We start from the raw sequence: 19,133 nt of genomic DNA, 5'->3' as shown, positions 1-19,133 counted from the left end.
TTAATCAAACAACACAAGAAAGACAGCCTTCCTGCCCTGTATCCTTCGTTCTTGCATAATAAAGTGTCTTAATGCCTTTATGGTGTGCATAAAGATCGATGCGGTTTAAATCACGCGTTGTCATCGTATCTTTCAGGAATAGTGTAAAGCTGATTCCTTGATCGACGTGCTGCTGAATTGTTGCGATCATATCGACCACTTTAAACATGTCCATATCGTACGCTTCTTTATAGAAGAACCAGTTTTGCGCTGATAGACCTGGCATTGGGTAATAGGTTTTGCTGTTGCCGTATGTTCTTTCTTCGATACGTTCCATAATTGGCATCACAGAGGCTGTTGCCGATTGAACATAAGAAATGGAACCTGTTGGTGCAATACATAAACGATAGCTGTGATACATGCCATTTTCCGCTACAAATTCTTTGAGTGCTGCCCAGTCTTCTTTTGTTGGAATGTGCATGCCTTCAAATAGTGCTGCTGCTTTTTCTGTTTTTGGTGTGAAATCAGTTTCCACGTATTTATTGAAGTACTCACCAGTTGCATAGCCAGAGCCTTCATAACGATGGAATGTTTCTCCTTTTTCTTTCGCAAGCTCACTTGAGCGTTTAATTGAATAATAGTTCACCATCATAAAGAACGTATTGGCGAAATCTCTTGCTTCTTCACTTTCATAGGCAATTTGGTTTTGAGCTAAATACCCATGAAGGTTCATCGCACCAAGTCCGATTGACTTCATCGCTTTGTTCGCTTTTCGAACAGCCGGTGCATTGCGAATGTCTGTTGTTTCAGACACAAGCGTTAGTGAGTCTGTTGCAAGCTTAACCGTTTTTTCGATCGATTTGTTTTTCATGACATTCATGATATTTAATGAACCAAGGTTGCAAGAAATATCAAGACCGATTTCATCTTCTTGATCATAGTCCGTGTAAGAAGAAACCTCTGACGCCTGAAGCACTTCTGAGCAAAGGTTTGAGAATTTCACTCGTGAAATATGGTTCAAAGCATGCTCTCTGTTTACATTATCTTGGAACATGATATATGGATAGCCTGATTCTGAGCGTAGAACAGCCAATTTTTCAAGAAGCTTTCTCGGATTGACTTTTTCTTTTTTAACTTTCGGGTTTTCTACAAGCTCGTCATACATTTCTTCCATGTCCATCTCATCAAGATGCTGTCCATATTCTTTATAGACTGTGTGCGGATAGAAAGTGTAAGCTGTTTTATCTTCTCTAGCAAGCTCGATAAATTTATCCGGGATGACGACTCCAATGGACAGAGTCTTCACGCGAACATCTTCATCTGCAGAGATTTTTTTCGTATCTAAGAAATCATTGATATCTCTGTGGAAAATATTCAGGTAGGCACTGCCTGATCCTTGTCTTTGCCCCATTTGATCTGCATATCTGAATGCATTATCAAGAAGCTTCATCACGCCGACGACACCTTTTGTCGCGTTTTCTACATCTTTGATTGCTTCGCCTTTTGCACGAAGTTTTGACAGGTTCAAACTGACGCCGCCGCCTAGTTTTGACAGCTGCATGGAAATATCAATCGCTCTTGAAATATCGTTTAGTGAGTCATTCACTTCAAGCAAGAAGCAGCTCACAAGCTCACCGCGTCTTTTACGTCCAGCGTTCAAGAAGGTTGGTGTACTTGGCTGGTACTCTTGATTGATCATCAATTCTACAAACTCAAGTGCTTTTTCTTTATCCCCACCCGCAAAGAAAAGTGCCACAACTGAAATGCGGTCTTCATAGCGTTCAAGGATTTTCTTTTTATCATTTGTTTTCAGTGCATAGTCATTGTAAAACTTAAATGCACTCATAAATGATGGGAATCTAAATTTTTTGGCATATGCAGCTTCAAAGACTTCTTTAATATCTGCCATGCTGTATTGTCTTAAAAATTCTTCCTCATAGTAGTCGTTTTCTATTAAGTAATCAATCTTCTCTTCTAGATTGTGAAAAAAGACCGTGTTTTGATTAATGTAATCTACGAAATAACTATGTACAGCTTCTTTGTCCTTATCGAACTGAAACTTTCCTTCTTTTTGAATCATAATTTCGTTATTTAATTGTATCCACTTTGGAACCTGATTTTGTGACAATTCTTTCTACCTCCTGTGTAAACAACTCAACATCCCTTTTTGTTCCGCTTAGTTCAAAGGTGTGCAAAATAGGAACTTGATATTGTTTAGAAATCGTATCGGCGCTTTTTGCAAAATTATCTCCCCACACTTTGTTACCACTCACCGCAACACCTAGTAAAAGGTGAGCATTTTTTTCTAAAAAGGACTGAGTGGTACTAGGGACTTGTCCAAATCCTGTCGTAAAGGTGACGAGAATAAACGGCGTATCCAAAAACTCTTCTCCAGTCAATTTTCGTTTGTCTGTAAAAGGGGTCTTGTCCAAAAAGCGTTGAACATTTCCTGTTTTTGAATCAAATACGATTTGAATCAATTCCATCACGACCTAGTTTTTAGTATTGTTGATCATTTCGCTATTCACTATATATAGTATACTATGTTTTTTCAAAACACAACATATAGATGTTCGAAACGAAAAAAATCAACCAACCCGGCCGAACCTTCATAGCCGAACTCGTACGTTCAAATAAATAGAGCAGAACAGGATCTAAAAATAGACTGCTCTACTCCCTATTCAACTGAAACCGAAATCTATCATAACACGAAAAAAAATCGCTTAGTAGACTAGACTTTTTGTTTTATTTTTTGTAGGCATCGCACTGTAAATCTTCTGACACTTCTGTAATTTCCACTTCAACACCTAATTCTTTTAGCACCGCTTCAAGCGCAGAGACGATTGAAGCTTCTCTCACTAATTCTTTCCCATTTACAGAAACACTTGTTCCATATTCGAAACAGGAATCGTCTTCACAAGTTTGTTCCCAATGATTAATTTTAATTTTATGTGTCATGAACTCATCCTTTTCTGTCTAGATGTCTGATGCATGATTATAGTGTAGCGGCTTCACATTCATTTGTAAATTTACGTGCTTACTCTTCATCAAGGTCATCATCATATTCTTCGTCATCCCATTCATCTATGTATTTCGTTGTAACGAGAGTCAGTTCTCCCTCTTTTTCATCAAACCGGTACACATGTACTTGATCATCTTTCACAACAGCAAAGTGATTATTTTTTAGTGCAGCAGATGATGGTAAAACTCCATCTGCATTTTCATGAGAATGGTTATTCCAACTTTCTTGTCTCGTTTCAATGTTTGAGATAGCGCACGATCCAAACAAGACTACAATTCCAATCAAAAGGAGGATCACTCTAATCCTTCTTAATTCAAGCTGTGCATTTTCCATATGAATCCCCTCACCCTTCTAATATCCAATAAGGAATTATACGGAAAATTGGCAGAAAAGTTTCATTGCATACAAAATAGCCCCTCTGCACTGACAAAAAACGTAGCGGGTTCGGCCGGTTTATTCGCAGAGGCATGGGGCTATTCAATACAACCTATCCTATTCTAATTCCAGATTTACATTCTTTTGAGGTGCAAATGTAGAAATGGCGTGTTTATAAATAAGCTGCTGCTTTCCTTCTGTTTCAAGCAGCACCGTGAAATTGTCAAATCCCTTCACTTGACCGCGAAGCTGAAAGCCATTCAGTAAGAATACTGTGACAAATGTATTGTCTTTGCGGATCTGATTCAAAAACTGCTCCTGAATATTAATCGGTTTCATGTTTCGTCCTCCTTGATTCTGATAACTACAGTTTCGCTTTAAGTCCAAGCTTTCCTGCTATATATGCGAAAATTTCCTCTTTTTTGTCTGAAAAGTGGCAAGGCGGTGTCATATCAAACCAAGTGACCGCCATTTTATTACGGAACCACGTGAACTGACGCTTCGCATATCTACGGGAATTTTGCTTTAATTGCTGGATGGCTTCATCAAGTGAGCAGTCACCTTGAAAATAGGCATACAGCTCTTTATAACCAATGGCTTGAACAGACTGACAATCCTTCAAGCCTGATTGATAAAGTGCTCTCACTTCTTCAATTAAGCCCTCATCTATCATCATATCAATTCTTTGATGAATGCGCTCGTACAAAAGCTCTCGATCCATTTTCAGCCCAATGAAGGCTGTATCATAAAGAGGAACTTCTTGATGCCCGTTTTGCATTTCCGACATTTTCTGACCTGTTGTATGGATCACTTCCAGCGCCCGGATCACGCGGCGGACGTTATTCGGATGAATAGCATTTGCCGCATCAGGATCTACTGCCTTTAGCTTTTCGTGCAGCAAAATCGCGCCGTGCTGCTGTTCAAACAGCGCCATTTCTTCTCTAAAAACAGGGTCACTTTTCTCATCCGTAAATGTGTAATCATATAAAACAGATTGGATATAGAGGCCTGTTCCGCCGACAATCATTGGCGTTTTCCCTCTAGCGGCAATCTCTTTGATCTTCGAACGAACCAGCTGCTGAAATTCAGCTGTCGAAAAGGATTCGTCCGGCTGTTTAATATCAATTAAATGGTGCGGGATGCCATTCATTTCTTCGGGGGTGATTTTAGCTGTTCCAATGTCCATTCCTTTATAAATCTGCATAGAATCCCCGCTGATAATCTCTCCATTAAATGCTTTGGCTATATCAATGCTCAATTTGGTTTTGCCGACAGCCGTCGGCCCTACTAATACGATTACTGGCTGCTTCGCTTTATTCATAACATCACTCTCTTTTACAAAACTGCCTACAGTATAGCATAACTTTTCTTACTCTCCTATATCCTGGCCATCACCAGCCAAGCGGTTCATTTCCAACCACTTCATATGTTTTTCCTTTTAAACGATGCTTATGTGTTGGCCGCTTCTCATCTGGACTATAGACGACACCTCCGTATGGGATGGGTACAGAATCGAGATAGGCTGAATAGGTGACTTCCTCGATCTCGTGATAATGTGTTCCATCCACTCTAGGAATTGCAGGACCTGTGATACCGTAATACCTGTGGAAATGCCCTCTTTCAAAGGAGGTGATCCCGCGATAAAAATGAGTATGCCGGTCGGTACTGCTTCCATTCACAGGCTGAGAAATACCTTCTATTAAATGATAATGCCCCTCTGTTACATCCGTACGTGCTTTATACGCATGAGCATGCGGCGGACACTTTGCCCAATCAGATGGATACAGGCCCATTTCTAACATTCCTCCTTATATTAGGCGTTCACCCAAACATATGTAGGCAACTGGAATACACTGATGTCAGTTACAGTGATTTTATGAGAAAGGAGCCTTTTATTATGAATTATTTTGACGCACCTCCGTTTATTCAAGAAGACATGAGAAGACCTTTTGGTTTCGGATTTGGACGTCCTGGTTTTGGGTTTGGGAGACCCGGATTTGGATTTGGGAGACCTGGATTCTTTGGACCTCCATTTTTAGGTGGTTTTGCTGGAGGCTTGCTTGCTGGATCTCTGCTTGCGCCAGGATATGGTTATGGATACCCTTACCCGCCTCCTTACCCGCCGTACGGACCATACCCTTGGTATTAAATATGACGTTTAAGTGAAAACATCCGTTCATAAAATGAATCGATTGACACATTCTTTTTTCATGGGTTAACATTTACTTTACCGACTGTTCAGTAAAGTAGGTGTTTTTTTTATGTCTAAAACCACAAAAGAGCCATTTTGATGCAGCTCCCCACCTAATGATTAAGCTAGCTCACCCTTCATCAGATGGCAGAGCATGCTGGTTTTCAGAAATATTTCAGCTTGAACCGCTGAAAAGAGGGGATAAAAACCCTTTTACTTCATCGGATTTTACACCTATTAGAGGAGGGATGATGATGATCCTCGGATATCTTTTTTTGGCAGTGGCCATTTTTTCTGAAGCCATTGGCGCCGCGATGTTAAAATTATCTAATGGTTTTACACGCTGGAAGCCAAGCGCTGTCATTGTGGCTGGCTATTCACTTGCTTTTTATATGCTGTCATTGACACTGAACATTATTCCGCTTAGCATGTCTTATGCAACATGGTCTGGGGTTGGTACGGTCCTCACGGCTATTTTTGGCGTGCTCTTTTTCAAAGAAACCTTGAACCAAAAAGCAGTCATTGGGATGGCGATGCTTGTCTCAGGGGTCGTACTATTAAATATGTCATAAAGGATGTGAGAGAGCATGAAAGGAATGCTCTACTTAACAGGAGCCATTTTAACGGAGGTTTTTGGCAGTACAATGCTGAAGCTTTCTCAAGGCTTTTCGCAGCTGCTGCCGAGTATCGGGGTACTGATCGGATTTGGATGCGCCTTTACTTTCCTCAGTTTAGCACTTAAAACCATTGAGCTCTCATCTGCCTATGCAACATGGTCTGGTGTTGGAACAGCTCTCACTGCTCTTGTAGGACTTGTCCTGTTTAACGAAACAATCAGCACGAAAGGCTTCATTGGCCTTGCACTTGTCATCTGCGGCGTGATTGTCTTAAATCAGTCCAAGAAGCAAAAGAACGAAACCGAAGCACAACTCGATCAAACCGAATGGACGTCATAAAAAAAGTCATTTTCTCCATATTTCAAGAGAAAATGACTTTTTTGTTTTAACGGCCGGCTTGAATGGTTTCTTCTAAGGAAATGTTCACATTACCCTGAACAGCTCTTGAAATCATACATGAGCTTTCGGCTTTATGCGCAAGCTTTCGGGCCAGCTCAATATCATGTGCGGAAGCGGTCTCTTTGAGGATGATGACAGGTCGATGAATGATTTCCTCATAAGTAAACACACCATTTGTCACATCTACGACAGCTTCAGAGCTCATCGATAGATCCTCTTTCTCTAATTGACTCCGCTCCATCATGGCTGCAAGTGTAATGATATAACACGTAGCCGCTGCACCTAAGAGCATCTCATCTGGATTGGTTCCAATACCTGGACCGTCCATTTCCTTTGGAATCGAAATCTTTGTTTTTAATTGTTCACATGCGATTGTACCCACATCGTTACGCAGACCAGGCCAGCTTGCCTGAAGATGAAAATGATGACGCGTCATATCCGTCTCTCCTTTTGTTATCACTGTTCATAGTGTAACAAGAATTCCCCTGCTTGTCTTAACATGTGCACGGCCCTTATGTATATTCTTCATCAAGCACTGTGCGAATTGCCCTGACATAACGATAGAACGTCTCGTTTTTTGTACTAGACCGCCTCCGAAAGTCGAAACTGTCAAATAAAGCTTCACGCTGACTTCTGCTAATCTCAAGCTGCACACTTTGCCCTGTTTTAGTAAGATTATTAATATTATGATTGCTTGTCCCGCTCAGGGTTGCGTGTGCGACAGCTAGTTCAGCAGAAAACCCGTTCCGCTCTAATGAGCTCACAATTTTCTCTGCACGGTCGTAATCTGTTCCGCCGACGAGAGTATGGTCAATTCCTTCCTCGCCTTTGTATCCATGCACTGCTAACACGTAATCATGTGCTTTTGCCTGCGCGACGCCGATTGGCTCATCAAAGTTTGTACTTGTAATATGAAGTTCTGATGCATTCTCTCTTAGACCTTCAAATAAATACGTCGAAAAATCGTTGTCAAAAAAATGGACAATCTCGCTCACGCCGCCTTCAATCCTCCCGCCATGAGGTGACATCACAAGAAGGCGGCTGCCGGGCACTGGGTTGGCTGTAATGTTGTAGCTGCTTGTTGATTCGTTTTCTTCCAGTTCTTTAAAATTTCGATAAATATCATTTGAACCGCTTTCGTCTTCCCCACCTGATGACACTGGCTCATCATGTTCCTGTGCTTGCATGGTATAATAAACGCCCCATCCGATCGCAAGCAGGAGAAGCAAAGCAAAAAACTTCTTCATTCCCGTTCTCCTTTAACAGATTTCTAAGCCGTTTCTATGATTTATATTGAATCATCATTTCTTATCATTTTTTCCACATTTTCTCTTCACGTTTGATCATAACACTCTAGATCATGAGATTCCTCAAAAATAAGATAATTGCATTTATATACACAGAAACGCCTCTCCTCTTTGAAAACAGAGTTAGAATAGTATGACAAAGAAATGACGTTATGTTTAATATGACCTAGTCCTATCCAGTCTGTTTTCTTTAATTCGGCTTTTTTTGATAAGGATTTGATTTTTTCCATCTGTCACGCATCACATTTATATGAGCATTGACCCTGTCTACACCACTCCTTTTTCTGCAAAATCCTTTATTTCGCTGGTTCTCTTAGAAGAACTCTCCCACCTATCATCGGCAGATTCTACATGATTTCCACCTTTTTCTATTATTTTACAAAATGTAAGCGCTTTTCTTTTTTGGAAGGCATAAGCAAGCCGCCAATATGAAGAAAAGAAGGGACAAGAATCCGAACCAAGCAGTTCTCAATCACATAACGTAAGAGTGTACGAGAATGGATAGCTGGAATGGAGGGCATCACATGTTTGGATTTTCTATGGTGCAAATGGTCAGAACACATGCTAGTAAACTAGATCAGCCTTTAAGAGAGACCGTTCTTCACCTTTATAAACCTTTTAAATGGACGCCATGCTTTCTTCATCGTTTTTTCGAAGGCAGACTGAAGAAGAAAAAGAAGCTTCGTGTGATCATTGAATTTAAGGAAGGTGCAGCCGAGGCAGGGATTCAAAGCACAAAACAGCTAATGAAAAAAAGCAGAAAAACAAATATAAAACGACATTTTTCACATATCGACTGCTGCGCTGCTGATTTAACGCCTGCTGCTTTAGAGGAGCTATTAGCAAACGGTGAGCATATTCGTAAAATTTATTTAGACCGGAAAGTCCATGCGCTACTGGACGTAGCCACACAAGCAAGCCATGCTGAAGAAGTCATCCGAAACGGGACAACTTTAACCGGGGAAGGCATTACGGTCGCTGTCATTGACACGGGAATTTATCCGCATGAAGATTTAGATGGAAGAATTCGTGATTTTGTGGATTTAGTCAAACAAAAAACAAAGCCTTATGATGATAATGGCCACGGTACACACTGCGCGGGAGATGTCGCGGGAGATGGATCCGCCTCAGACGGCTTATACAAAGGACCTGCCCCAAAAGCAAATCTGATTGGTGTGAAAGTGTTAAATAAACAAGGGGCTGGATCACTTTCTACTATTATAGAAGGTGTTGAATGGTGTATGCAGTTCAACGAAGACCACCCTGATGATCCGATTCATATTATCAGTATGTCGCTAGGCGGAGCTGCGCAGCGTTATGATGACGAACAGGACGATCCAATGGTGCGTGCTGTCAACGCGGCTTGGGATCAAGGGATTGTTGTATGCGTCGCTGCCGGGAACTCTGGTCCTAACAGCCAGACGATTGCAAGCCCTGCTGTCAGTCAAAAAGTCATTACGGTCGGAGCCTATGATGACAGGAATACACCAGAATCAAGTGACGATATCGTGGCACCATTTTCAAGCAGAGGGCCTACTGTTTACGGGGAAGCAAAGCCTGATATCCTCGCACCAGGAGTAAACATCGTTTCTCTCAGATCACCAAGATCCTTTCTGGATAAACTCGACAAATCAAGCAGAGTAGACGATGATTATACAACGTTATCTGGCACATCGATGGCAACACCGATTTGTGCTGGTATTTGCGCTCTACTATTAGAGCATTCACCAGATTTAACGCCAGATGAAGTCAAAACCCTGTTAAAAGAAAATACAAGCAAGTGGTCTGGGGATGATCCGATGACTTATGGAGCAGGTGCAATTGACGCAGAAAAAGCAATCAAAGAATAAAGAAAAAAGCCCTTTACGTTTATGCGTAAAGGGTGTTGTTTGTCTCATTTTTAAGTGTGAAGTCTTTCATCTACTTGAGCAGCTGACATGTTATGCTTCGTTCTCATACATCTCATCTCCTTTTTGAATGTGCGTACGCGCTTCGATCACAATCTCAAAAAAAGTGGAGGATTCCTTGTACATGTCGCGTTCCTTATAATAATTAGCCGCATCAAGTGCTAATTCCTCTAAATCAGCAAACATTTTTTTATTTCTCAGACCAAAAAGGGCCGACCTCAATTGCTCACAGCCGTCTTTCTCTATATAGAGCGCCTGTAAAAATTGGAATTTTAACTGATATATTTCATCTTCCAATACACAAGCCTCTTTCATTCCTGTAGATATGGCCTCGCCTGCCCGCTGAATATCTCCGAGTTTAAAACAAGTAAGGGCAAGTGAAAACAACGATTTGATCATCGTGGATGCTTGATCTTTCTGATAAAGTGAAATGGCTTGTTCAAAAAAGACAGTCGCCGTATGGTACGTTCCCATACTATAATGACAAGTGCCTAAGTTATTAAGAGCCATTGCTTTAAAGTAAGATGTACATTCTTTTTGTTCCATCGCTTCACAGACTTTTAACGCTTTTTCTAAATAAGGAAGCGCTTTTTGATACTGATTGACATCAATCCAATTACCTGCCATGACAAAATCACATTGAATGCTTCTTTTTCCATAAAGCTGATGTTTCTTATAGATGTCTCTCGCCTTTTTAGCATAGTGCATGGAGAAATAAGTTTGTTTCATATGATAGTATACTTCTGCGATTTTATAGTAGAATTCTGCTTTTTCGATCTCATCTGTCACTAAAATCAGTTGATGTTCCGCATGCTTGTAATATGAAATGGCCTCGATATACCGGCGCTGGATAAACGCATACATTCCATGAAAAAAATGAAAATAGTAGCCTAGTAAGCCTGTCATCTCATCTTCTGCATCGTCAATTTCTTTAGGAAAGGACACTGCTTGAAGCGTTTCACTCCCTGCATGGACGGGCGCTAAGTGCTGAAGCATCATTTGATGGCGAAAATCCATTAGAGAATAATATAGGAGTAAATCTTGATCCTCTTCCATATCATGAATTTCTTCTTCAACAAGGCGCTTCATGCCGTTTGCCTGTTCAACTTCAAATTTGCAAATATGCGTGTACCATTGATTGATCTTTACACCTACTTCGGAAGATGGTATTTTGTGTGCCATCCACTTCAGCCCCATTCTATCATATCAAACTGATAACTATTATTTTACATAATTTATGTTTTTAAGGCAAATTGTAAGTTATTACATATTTTATGCTCAAATCGCATATTCCTATCTTTTTTACCAAGTTTAAATAGAGTACTTTTGCCCATCAAAACTTTTTTTACGAAGACGGGTCGAATTCTCTTAGTACTTCTTTTAACGCATTGATATAACGTCTGAATGCTTTTTTCTTTCCTTTTCTCGTATCAAAATTGTCAAAAAAAGCTTCTCTTTGCGCTGTACTAATTTCTAGCTGAACACTTTCACCACTTGCATTTTGATTATTTATATTTTTAGGATCTGTACCAGAAAGCCGTTCGCCTTTTTGTACCATTTCTGCGGAAAATCCTCGATCTCTTAGTTCTCGCACAACCGCTCTTTGCATTTTTTCATTAGTGCCTCCAACGAGCGTGTGTCTTTTATCACTTTTATAGCCGTGGATGGAAATTGAAAAAGGATACGTTTTAATCATTTGAACCAAAACGGGTTCATCAAAATTAGTACTAGTGATATGCAGGTCCCGGTTATTGTCTTGCTTTGTACCTTCGAACAAATACGTAGAGTAGCTTTCTTGAAAGGCTTCTACAATTTCACTTGTTCCTGGTTCAATCTCTCCTCCATGAGGAGAAAATACGAGTAAATCACTTCCGCCCTTTTCGTGAAATTCTATCTCGTACCCTTCTTTTTCATGTCGTATGAGCTGTTTAAAGCTTTCGTATTGATCACCTTGTTTTCGCTCTTTTTGATACTTTTCTACCTCTTGATAATGCTTCTTTTGCTCTTTTTTTTCTTGAACAGAATGGGTGCATTTCACCATTAAAAGAGTACACAGAATAAGAAAGATGAATCCACATATTAGTAACCTTTTCATTTCACCGCTCCTTTTTTCTCTTAGGTGTCATCTTACCGCAATATTTTACTATCAATGGCTTAAAAAATTCAAAGGTTGTCCGGCTCATTTGAATGAATCAGGAAAACTTACCTGTTTTTAATGTCATCTAGGTATATCAGAGGTCTTTGAATTTTTGTTGTGCACATAAAAACTAAACCGTATGACCTCATTTCAATATTAGTTAAAACCACCTACAAAAATGCCAATATTACTCTTTTTTTCAAAACAAAAAAGCTGTAAACAAAGGAGTCTCCTCTTCTGTTTACAGCTAGTCTCTGTATATCATCATTACATTCTTAATTCATTCTCTAAAGCTGTCATCACTTCATCTTGCGACAGTCCCTGCGCAAGTGAAATCTCACTCACTAACATGCCTCTAGCATCTTCAAGCATCTTCTTTTCACTTGAATTTAATGCTTTCTTCTGATTTCGTCTCATCAGATCTTTAACAACGTCTGCACCATCTTCGATCGCACCTGTTTTTAGCTTTTTCAGATTTTCATCATATCTTTGCTTCCAAGTAAGCGTGTCGTCGTTTGTTTCTTCTGCAAAATTGTTCATCACAACTTTCAGCGTTGCTTGATCTGCTACCGGACGTATACCTAGTTGATTGATTCTGCCTTTTGGGACCATCATCTGCATATTCGGCATTTGAATCAGAAAATATTCCTGCGTCTTACCTAAAATCTCTTTTTCTTCCATTCCTTCAATCACACCGGCTCCATGCATTGGATAAACAATTTTATCACCTATTTGAAACAAATCCGCCACCTCCGAAAGTATTCACAATATCATTATAACACATTTCATCAGAGGATAAAAATTTATATTTTATCATGTTAATTTAGCACTAGTCAATTCTTTTTATTTGAGTTTTTTCAGAAAAAGCCTTTTTTATAAAAGAAGTGAGAGCATCCAGTCCTCATGACTCTTTCTTGCATATACTAGCATTGAGTCACATTTAGGAGGGATGACAATGTGCAAATGCAAGTGCAAACATTCCCACTCAAACTGTCATAAAAAGCATGACGATCATCACCATGAGGATCCATGTAAAGAAAAAAAGTATTGTCATAAAAAAGATAAATGGTTTGAGAGCGATTTTTGGGATACCTCTCGAAGCTACGATCCCTGTTATTTTCCTAAAAGTGTCTGCAGCAGATGTAAAAAGCGTCGTAGAAGAAGACATCGCTACGAAATTTAAGGCTTGACGCTTTACCTGCTTTTCCTTTTCCCGGCTGAAAAGCCGGTTTTTTTCTTTCATATGGATAGGCTCATGAAGCAAATCTGTCTCATAGGATATGGCAACCTGACATAAAGGATGAGATATACATGAACGATATGAACAGCCAAATGAATCATTATCACCAAGAAAATCCCTATCACACATTTGAAAATGTGTATACAGCCAATCATGAGCATATGATCGCACCAAACATGCATGATCATATGAATATGCCAAACCATTATCATAGCGGCAAAAAAGATATGTATAATGCGCACCATCCACATCATCATTCACCCTATTCAACGTTTCCCAATCAGCATGATTACTTTTCAAAGCATGTTCCAATGAAGGGTCACCATCATCTAGGCCATTATGGTGGATATGGGATGATGCCGCACCATCCATACGGTTATCAAGATATGCATATGATGATGCCAACAAACCAGCAAATGCCTGGCCATTTTTACGGAATGAATCAACCAAATGCGCTATTCCCCCGCTATTACTAAAGAATGACAAAATAAGGGTATAATATACCATTTAATACCATATGGTAATATGGTAACATTATAGGTAAATAATGGGTGTAATCATCTATTATTTACCTATATTCAACAAGGGGGAAGGAAAAAATGAAAAAAACATGGACGATTCTTATGATGGGGATGCTCACATTGGTTATGGCGCTGTCAGTACCACTTTCTGCATCTGCTGAAGGAGCCGAAAGCAAAGCATCAACCAATGTAAAGCCAGCTGCTCTTTACGCTAAAATTACAGGAGCTAGTAAGCAGGAATGGTCTTATTCTGACATTGAGCTGACGTACAGCCCAAATTCAGTTCTAAGTCTTGGTGCAGTTGAGTTCACACTGCCAAAGGGTTTCCAAGCAACAACAAAAGACATCTTGAACGGTAAAGCATTAAAGGACAGCTACATTTTGAACAACGGACAAACCGTTCGTATTCCGCTCAGATTGGATTTACTTGGAATTTCCAAATATACATTAAAGCTTTCTCATAAAGTACTTCCTGCTGCAGGTACATATACGTTCCGCGCAGAAAATCGAGCAATCAACATTGGTTCCAAATTTTATGCAGAAGATACGATTGATATTAATACACGACCAGTTGTGGTCACACCGCCAGATCCTTGCGGATGCTAAAGAAAAAAGCGCTCTGTTAAGAGCGCTTCAGATTGTTGACAAAGGGCTAAAATGATCTTAATTTTAGCCCTTTGTCTTTTTTTCAGCGTGATAGAAAACCTTTGCAGTCTAGGAAGGACGAGCATCGGAGCGGAGCGAATTTGACATTCGTGAGCACCGAAGCGCAGACCTGACAACGAATGCGAGGGTTTGTCTACACGCTGAGCGCTCTGTTAAGAGCGCTTTTTTTATATCACATCACCCGTTTAAACATTTTCTCCATTTCATAAGTGGAGTGATGAATAATGATCGGCCGGCCGTGCGGACAGGTGAATGGATCCTTCGTTGTCCGGAGTTCATCTAATAAGGCTTTGATTTCATCATGACGCAAATGACGATTTGCTTTGATTGAGCCTTTGCAGCTCATCATAATCGCCGCTTCTTCTCTCAGTTTCTTGATATCAACACGCTTTTCATCAAGCACTTGCTCTATAATCTCTTCGATCAGTTCAGCCTCTTCACCTTTCGGAAACCACTGTGGATGCGAACGAACGATGTAGCTTCCTGAACCAAAGGGCTCTAAGAAGACACCCACTTTCGCTAGAATATCCTTATGCTCTTCAATGATCAGCATATCGTTTTTAGAGTAGTGAAATGTTAAAGGGACGAGCATTTCTTGCACTTCCTGTTCGATCTCTCCCACCTTCTCACGATAATACTCATACTTGATTCGCTCTTGAGCTGCATGCTGGTCAATGATATAAAGTCCTCGTTCATTTTGAGCCAAAATATATGTGCCGTGCATTTGCCCAATTGGATACATCACAGGGACGCGTTCGTTTTCAGGCATCGTCTCTGTCACATCTTCATATAGTACCGTCTCTTCATCTTCAAATGAAGCGGCGGATTCCTCTAAATGAATACGCTCAGATGATACTTCTTCATAAGATACTGGTGATGATGCTTCTGTCTTCTCTTGTTTAGGCATCCCATATGCATCGGTATAACTTGTCTCGTATATGACCGACTCGTGCGGCTCCGGCTGATAGGTTAGCGGTGTTTCCGGTTGGCTTTGGTTTCCTTGTTTCGCATCAAAGGTTAAGGATTGTTGCTCATTTTTCACAGCTGGTATTGGTGCTTTTTTTGGTACTGAGGCACTTGGAATGAGCTGCTGCTTATGAAATACTTCCTTAATTCCTTGTTTAATCAGCTCATGAAGTTCCTGTTCTTTACTTAGTCTCACTTCAAGCTTCGAAGGATGAACGTTCACATCTACTAAAATTGGATCCATCTTCATCTCAATAAATGTAATTGGATGACGACCAATCGGAAGCAGTGTGTGATATCCTTCATGGATCGCTTTCACGAGCGGAAAATGTTTGACATATCGGCCGTTTACAACAGAAGACATATAATTCCGTGATGCCCTCGTCACTTCTGGTAAGGAAATATACCCTTTCACTTCAAAATCAAGTGATTGTACGTGGAGCGGCAGCATTTTTTTCGCCACGGCTGTTCCGTAAATGGCCGCAAGTACATGACGCACATCTCCGTTTCCATTCGTTTGGAGGAGAACTTTCCCTTGATGACGCAAACGGATCGATACTTCGGGATGAGCTAGCGCAATTCGGTTGACCACATCCGATATATTACCAAGCTCCGTATGAACGGTTTTCATATATTTCAGGCGAGCTGGCGTATTGTAAAATAAATTGGTGACCACAATCTCAGTGCCGCGGCGGCCAGAAGTTTTTTTCTCTGAAATGATTTTCCCGCCTTGCAAAGCTAGGTGTGTCCCAGCTCCTTCGCCAGTACTTGTTTTCATTTCTAAATGAGAGACAGATGCAATACTTGGCAGTGCCTCTCCCCTGAATCCAAGGGTTCTGACACGGAACAGATCATTTTCGTCTTTGATTTTGCTCGTTGCATGACGCTGGAAGGCGAGCTTACAATCTTCAGCATCGATTCCAACACCATTATCAATAATCCTTATAGAAGAAAGACCTGCTTCTTCTACATCGATTTCAATCACTGTACTTTTTGCATCGATCGCATTTTCCACAAGCTCCTTTACAACAGAAGCTGGGCGCTCGACCACTTCACCTGCAGCAATTTTATTGGATAGGTCATCGGATAACTGAATAATCTTTGCCATTTCTGCTCACCTCACCTTACATTATAATTTCTTTTGTAATTCATACAGCTTTGTCATAGCTTCAAGCGGCGTCATATCCATTAGGTTGTATGATTTTAATTCATCGATGACCGCTTGATCTTTCTGTTTTAGGACAGCTTTTGGCTGCGGTTTTTCTTCTACTTCAAAGAAAGATAGCTGCTGTTTTTCTTCAGAATTTTCTACTTTTGGTGCTACAGATACGTTCGGGGTCACGTCATGTGATCCGCTCTCAAGCTCCGTTAAAATGGTCTGGGCTCTATTGATGATGGCATCAGGCAATTCAGCTAGCTGCGCTACATGAATACCATAGCTTTTATCAGCTGCACCTTCTTTGATTTGATGTAAGAAAACGACTGTGCCTTCATGCTCTTCAGCTCGCACATGAACATTTTTCAGCTCGCTTAATTGAGATTCAAGAATCGTCAGCTCATGGTAATGTGTAGAAAATAGGGTTTTAGCCCCAATATGATCATGAACAAATTCAATGATCGCCTGCGCAAGCGCCATTCCATCATAGGTGCTTGTCCCACGTCCAATTTCATCGAATAAAATCAAGCTGTTTTTCGTTGCGTGCACCATCGCATTTTTTGCTTCGAGCATCTCTACCATAAAAGTACTTTGACCAGAAATCAAATCATCTGCTGCACCAATACGGGTAAAGATTTGATCGAAGATGGGAAGTGTCGCCTTTGACGCAGGCACAAAGCAGCCAATCTGCGCAAGAATCGAGATGAGAGCCATTTGTCTCATATACGTACTTTTCCCTGACATATTCGGTCCAGTGATGAGTAAGGTTTGTCTGCCTTTTCCCATATGGCAGTCATTCGGTACATATTCCTGGTGATCCAGCACTTTTTCAACGACAGGGTGACGGCCATCTTTGACATCCACGTCATCCTCTGAGAATTCCGGACGGATATAACGGCGCTTTTCACTAACAGTCGCAAAGCATTGAAGCGCATCCAGCTCACTCATTTGTTTTGCGAGCAGCTGTAATCTAGGAATATAGCCTTTTACTTGCTCCCTGAGAGCTGTAAATAGTTCATATTCCAATTCGTTAATATTTGATTCTGCTTCAAGAATCAGTGCTTCTTTTTCTTTTAATTCAGGTGTGATATACCGCTCTGCATTGGCAAGCGTTTGTTTTCTTTCATAGCGCCCTTCCTCCAGCAGATGTGTATTCGCACGTGTCACTTCGATATAATAACCAAACACTTTATTAAACCCGACTTTTAATGAGCGGATGCCGGTATATTCTCTTTCCTGCTGTTCGAGACGTGCAATCCAGTCCTTTCCGTTTCGGCTGGCATCACGGTATTCATCTAATTTTGCATTGTAGCCATCTTTAATCAAATTACCTTCTTTTATCGTCATAGGCGGATTTTCATATAGTGCATCTTCTAATAAATCAAGCAGGTCGCCGCAAGGATCAATCTCATTCGCTCTTGATTTTGCCATTTCCTCTGGTAATGATTGAACGAGTTGTTTAATATCCGGTACTTGTTTTAAGGATTCCTTGAGCTGGATGAGATCACGGGCATTCACGTTGCCAAATGCCACGCGGCCCGCTAGACGCTCAAGATCATATACTTGCTTTAATCGTTCGCGCAGATCCTCGCGCTCAAAGAAATGATCCATCAGAATTTGCACCATTTCCTGGCGCTCGTTAATTTGCGAAAGACGAATGAGCGGCCGGTCGATCCATTGCTTGAGCAGTCTGCCGCCCATCGCTGTTTTTGTTTCATCTAACAGCCATAATAAAGAGCCTTTTTTGCTTTTTGAACGAATCGTTTCTGTTAATTCAAGGTTTCGTTTTGAGTAAAGATCAATTTTCATCGTTTGTTCAAGCTCAAACACTTGAACTTGCTGAAGGTGATCCAAGCTTCTTTTTTGCGTTCTTCTTAAGTAGGCATATAGTGTTAAAAATGCCGTTTTTAACTTGTCGTCAAGATGGGAAACGAGCTGTTCAGCTTCCTCTAATAGTTCATCACTATCTTCGTATGAAATAGTTGCTTGGCAGCGTTCTTTAAGGGTTTTGATTGTTTCCTCATCCAGCTGCTTTGACACCACAATTTCTTTTGCACCAACAGAATAAATTTCTGATACGACTTCATCTAATCGATCGATGAAAGCCGCCATGTTTTCACCTGTTGATAAATCTGACAGCGCAAGACCGTATCCATTTTGAAAGCTGGTAACAGACGCAATGAAGTTGTTCTCGTTTTCACTTAAACCTTTACCATCCATAACGGTACCTGGTGTAATCAGTTGAACAACTTCCCTTTTGACTACACCTTTTGCCGTTTTAGGGTCTTCCACCTGCTCACAAATGGCGACCTTGTAGCCTTTTGAAATCAACTGTTCTATGTATGCAGAAGCAGAATGATATGGAACGCCGCACATTGGAATTGTGCCGCCGTCTCTGCTTGTTAGCGTAATTTCTAGTTCTTGCGCCGCTTCTTTCGCATCATCAAAAAACATCTCATAAAAATCGCCTAAGCGAAAAAATAAAAAGGCATCTTGATAATCTGCCTTGATCTTTAAATATTGCTGTATCATGGGCGTATAACTTGCCATATTTCTAATCCCTCACTATATTACTTTCGAATTCATACCATCTTCAATTATAGCATAAAAAATCACCTTTTTTCTCCTAGAACAGGCACAAAAAAACTAG

21 protein-coding genes are annotated in these 19,133 nt (G+C 40.6%); 6 read left to right on the top strand and 15 right to left on the bottom strand.

The window, feature by feature from the left end:
* Positions 1–4 precede the first annotated feature (4 nt).
* The 7 genes from nrdE to MHI46_RS08545 form a co-directional block, all read right to left on the bottom strand.
* Positions 5–2,107, bottom strand: a complete 2,103-nt coding sequence (nrdE, locus tag MHI46_RS08575; RefSeq protein ID WP_058837641.1) for a class 1b ribonucleoside-diphosphate reductase subunit alpha — start codon at positions 2,105–2,107, stop codon at positions 5–7.
* Entirely contained in the window at positions 2,067–2,459 is a 393-nt protein-coding gene (gene nrdI, locus MHI46_RS08570; protein WP_008360380.1) for a class Ib ribonucleoside-diphosphate reductase assembly flavoprotein NrdI, read from the bottom strand. The genes nrdE and nrdI overlap by 41 nt, the downstream gene beginning before the upstream one ends.
* A 265-nt stretch (positions 2,460–2,724) precedes the next feature.
* A complete protein-coding gene (locus MHI46_RS08565; protein ID WP_003212415.1) occupies positions 2,725–2,937 on the bottom strand; it encodes a hypothetical protein in 213 nt (70 codons plus the stop codon).
* 79 nt (positions 2,938–3,016) lie between these two features.
* Positions 3,017–3,334 carry a YmzC family protein gene (locus MHI46_RS08560; protein WP_260775955.1) on the bottom strand — a complete coding sequence of 106 codons (318 nt, stop codon included), beginning with the start codon at positions 3,332–3,334 and terminating at the stop codon, positions 3,017–3,019.
* A gap of 159 nt (positions 3,335–3,493) precedes the next feature.
* Positions 3,494–3,715: an RNA chaperone Hfq gene (hfq, locus tag MHI46_RS08555; protein WP_024424088.1), complete on the bottom strand. Its 222-nt coding sequence runs from the start codon at positions 3,713–3,715 to the stop codon at positions 3,494–3,496.
* A gap of 25 nt (positions 3,716–3,740) precedes the next feature.
* Entirely contained in the window at positions 3,741–4,697 is a 957-nt protein-coding gene (miaA, locus tag MHI46_RS08550) for a tRNA (adenosine(37)-N6)-dimethylallyltransferase MiaA (protein WP_058837643.1), read from the bottom strand.
* 70 nt (positions 4,698–4,767) lie between these two features.
* Positions 4,768–5,169 carry a YmaF family protein gene (locus MHI46_RS08545; RefSeq protein WP_034623557.1) on the bottom strand — a complete coding sequence of 134 codons (402 nt, stop codon included), beginning with the start codon at positions 5,167–5,169 and terminating at the stop codon, positions 4,768–4,770.
* Between the two features lie 104 nt (positions 5,170–5,273).
* Here MHI46_RS08545 and MHI46_RS08540 point away from each other — a divergent pair, with 104 nt between their 5' ends.
* From MHI46_RS08540 to MHI46_RS08530, 3 genes are all read left to right on the top strand, one after another.
* Positions 5,274–5,525 carry a hypothetical protein gene (locus tag MHI46_RS08540; protein WP_041084775.1) on the top strand — a complete coding sequence of 84 codons (252 nt, stop codon included), beginning with the start codon at positions 5,274–5,276 and terminating at the stop codon, positions 5,523–5,525.
* A gap of 296 nt (positions 5,526–5,821) precedes the next feature.
* A complete protein-coding gene (locus tag MHI46_RS08535) occupies positions 5,822–6,139 on the top strand; it encodes a multidrug efflux SMR transporter (RefSeq protein WP_342503249.1) in 318 nt (105 codons plus the stop codon).
* Positions 6,140–6,154: 15 nt separating this feature from the next.
* Entirely contained in the window at positions 6,155–6,523 is a 369-nt protein-coding gene (locus MHI46_RS08530) for a multidrug efflux SMR transporter (protein ID WP_039178767.1), read from the top strand.
* Between the two features lie 46 nt (positions 6,524–6,569).
* On the opposite strand, the gene MHI46_RS08525 is transcribed toward MHI46_RS08530, so the two are convergent.
* On the bottom strand, positions 6,570–7,019 hold the full coding sequence (locus tag MHI46_RS08525; RefSeq protein WP_059375467.1) for an OsmC family protein: 450 nt from the start codon (positions 7,017–7,019) through the stop codon (positions 6,570–6,572).
* A 76-nt stretch (positions 7,020–7,095) separates the two neighbouring features.
* Positions 7,096–7,830 carry a poly-gamma-glutamate hydrolase family protein gene (locus MHI46_RS08520; RefSeq protein WP_039178760.1) on the bottom strand — a complete coding sequence of 245 codons (735 nt, stop codon included), beginning with the start codon at positions 7,828–7,830 and terminating at the stop codon, positions 7,096–7,098.
* 584 nt (positions 7,831–8,414) lie between these two features.
* Between MHI46_RS08520 and MHI46_RS08515 the strand changes: the two genes are divergently transcribed.
* Complete coding sequence (locus MHI46_RS08515; RefSeq protein ID WP_260775954.1) at positions 8,415–9,740, top strand: S8 family peptidase; 1,326 nt, start codon at positions 8,415–8,417, stop codon at positions 9,738–9,740.
* 90 nt (positions 9,741–9,830) lie between these two features.
* Here the strand turns inward: MHI46_RS08515 and MHI46_RS08510 are convergent, their stop codons facing one another.
* The 4 genes from MHI46_RS08510 to MHI46_RS08495 all read right to left on the bottom strand — a co-directional run bounded on the left by MHI46_RS08510 (position 9,831) and on the right by MHI46_RS08495 (position 13,177).
* A complete protein-coding gene (locus tag MHI46_RS08510) occupies positions 9,831–10,979 on the bottom strand; it encodes a Rap family tetratricopeptide repeat protein (protein ID WP_034281920.1) in 1,149 nt (382 codons plus the stop codon).
* A 163-nt stretch (positions 10,980–11,142) separates the two neighbouring features.
* Positions 11,143–11,892: a poly-gamma-glutamate hydrolase family protein gene (locus tag MHI46_RS08505; RefSeq protein WP_039178752.1), complete on the bottom strand. Its 750-nt coding sequence runs from the start codon at positions 11,890–11,892 to the stop codon at positions 11,143–11,145.
* 309 nt (positions 11,893–12,201) lie between these two features.
* Positions 12,202–12,675 carry a CarD family transcriptional regulator gene (locus tag MHI46_RS08500; protein WP_039178750.1) on the bottom strand — a complete coding sequence of 158 codons (474 nt, stop codon included), beginning with the start codon at positions 12,673–12,675 and terminating at the stop codon, positions 12,202–12,204.
* 244 nt (positions 12,676–12,919) lie between these two features.
* The gene (locus MHI46_RS08495) at positions 12,920–13,177 is read right to left on the bottom strand and encodes a hypothetical protein (RefSeq protein WP_058837650.1); all 258 of its coding nucleotides are present in this window, start codon (positions 13,175–13,177) and stop codon (positions 12,920–12,922) included.
* 68 nt (positions 13,178–13,245) lie between these two features.
* On the opposite strand from MHI46_RS08495, the gene MHI46_RS08490 reads away from it, so the two are divergent.
* Both MHI46_RS08490 and bslA read left to right on the top strand, forming a co-directional pair.
* A complete protein-coding gene (locus tag MHI46_RS08490; RefSeq protein WP_260775953.1) occupies positions 13,246–13,650 on the top strand; it encodes a hypothetical protein in 405 nt (134 codons plus the stop codon).
* 123 nt (positions 13,651–13,773) lie between these two features.
* A complete protein-coding gene (gene bslA, locus MHI46_RS08485; RefSeq protein ID WP_342503221.1) occupies positions 13,774–14,301 on the top strand; it encodes a biofilm surface layer hydrophobin BslA in 528 nt (175 codons plus the stop codon).
* Between the two features lie 232 nt (positions 14,302–14,533).
* Here bslA and mutL read toward each other — a convergent pair whose 3' ends face one another.
* Entirely contained in the window at positions 14,534–16,435 is a 1,902-nt protein-coding gene (gene mutL / locus MHI46_RS08480) for a DNA mismatch repair endonuclease MutL (RefSeq protein WP_260775951.1), read from the bottom strand.
* 21 nt (positions 16,436–16,456) lie between these two features.
* Positions 16,457–19,033, bottom strand: coding sequence for a DNA mismatch repair protein MutS (gene mutS / locus MHI46_RS08475; RefSeq protein WP_342503220.1), 2,577 nt, complete (start codon positions 19,031–19,033; stop codon positions 16,457–16,459).
* Positions 19,034–19,133 lie beyond the last annotated feature (100 nt).

Source organism: Bacillus sp. FSL K6-1000 (genome assembly GCF_038630785.1).
GTDB lineage: Bacteria > Bacillota > Bacilli > Bacillales > Bacillaceae > Bacillus > Bacillus safensis.
This window is presented reverse-complemented; position numbering and strand designations above follow the sequence as displayed.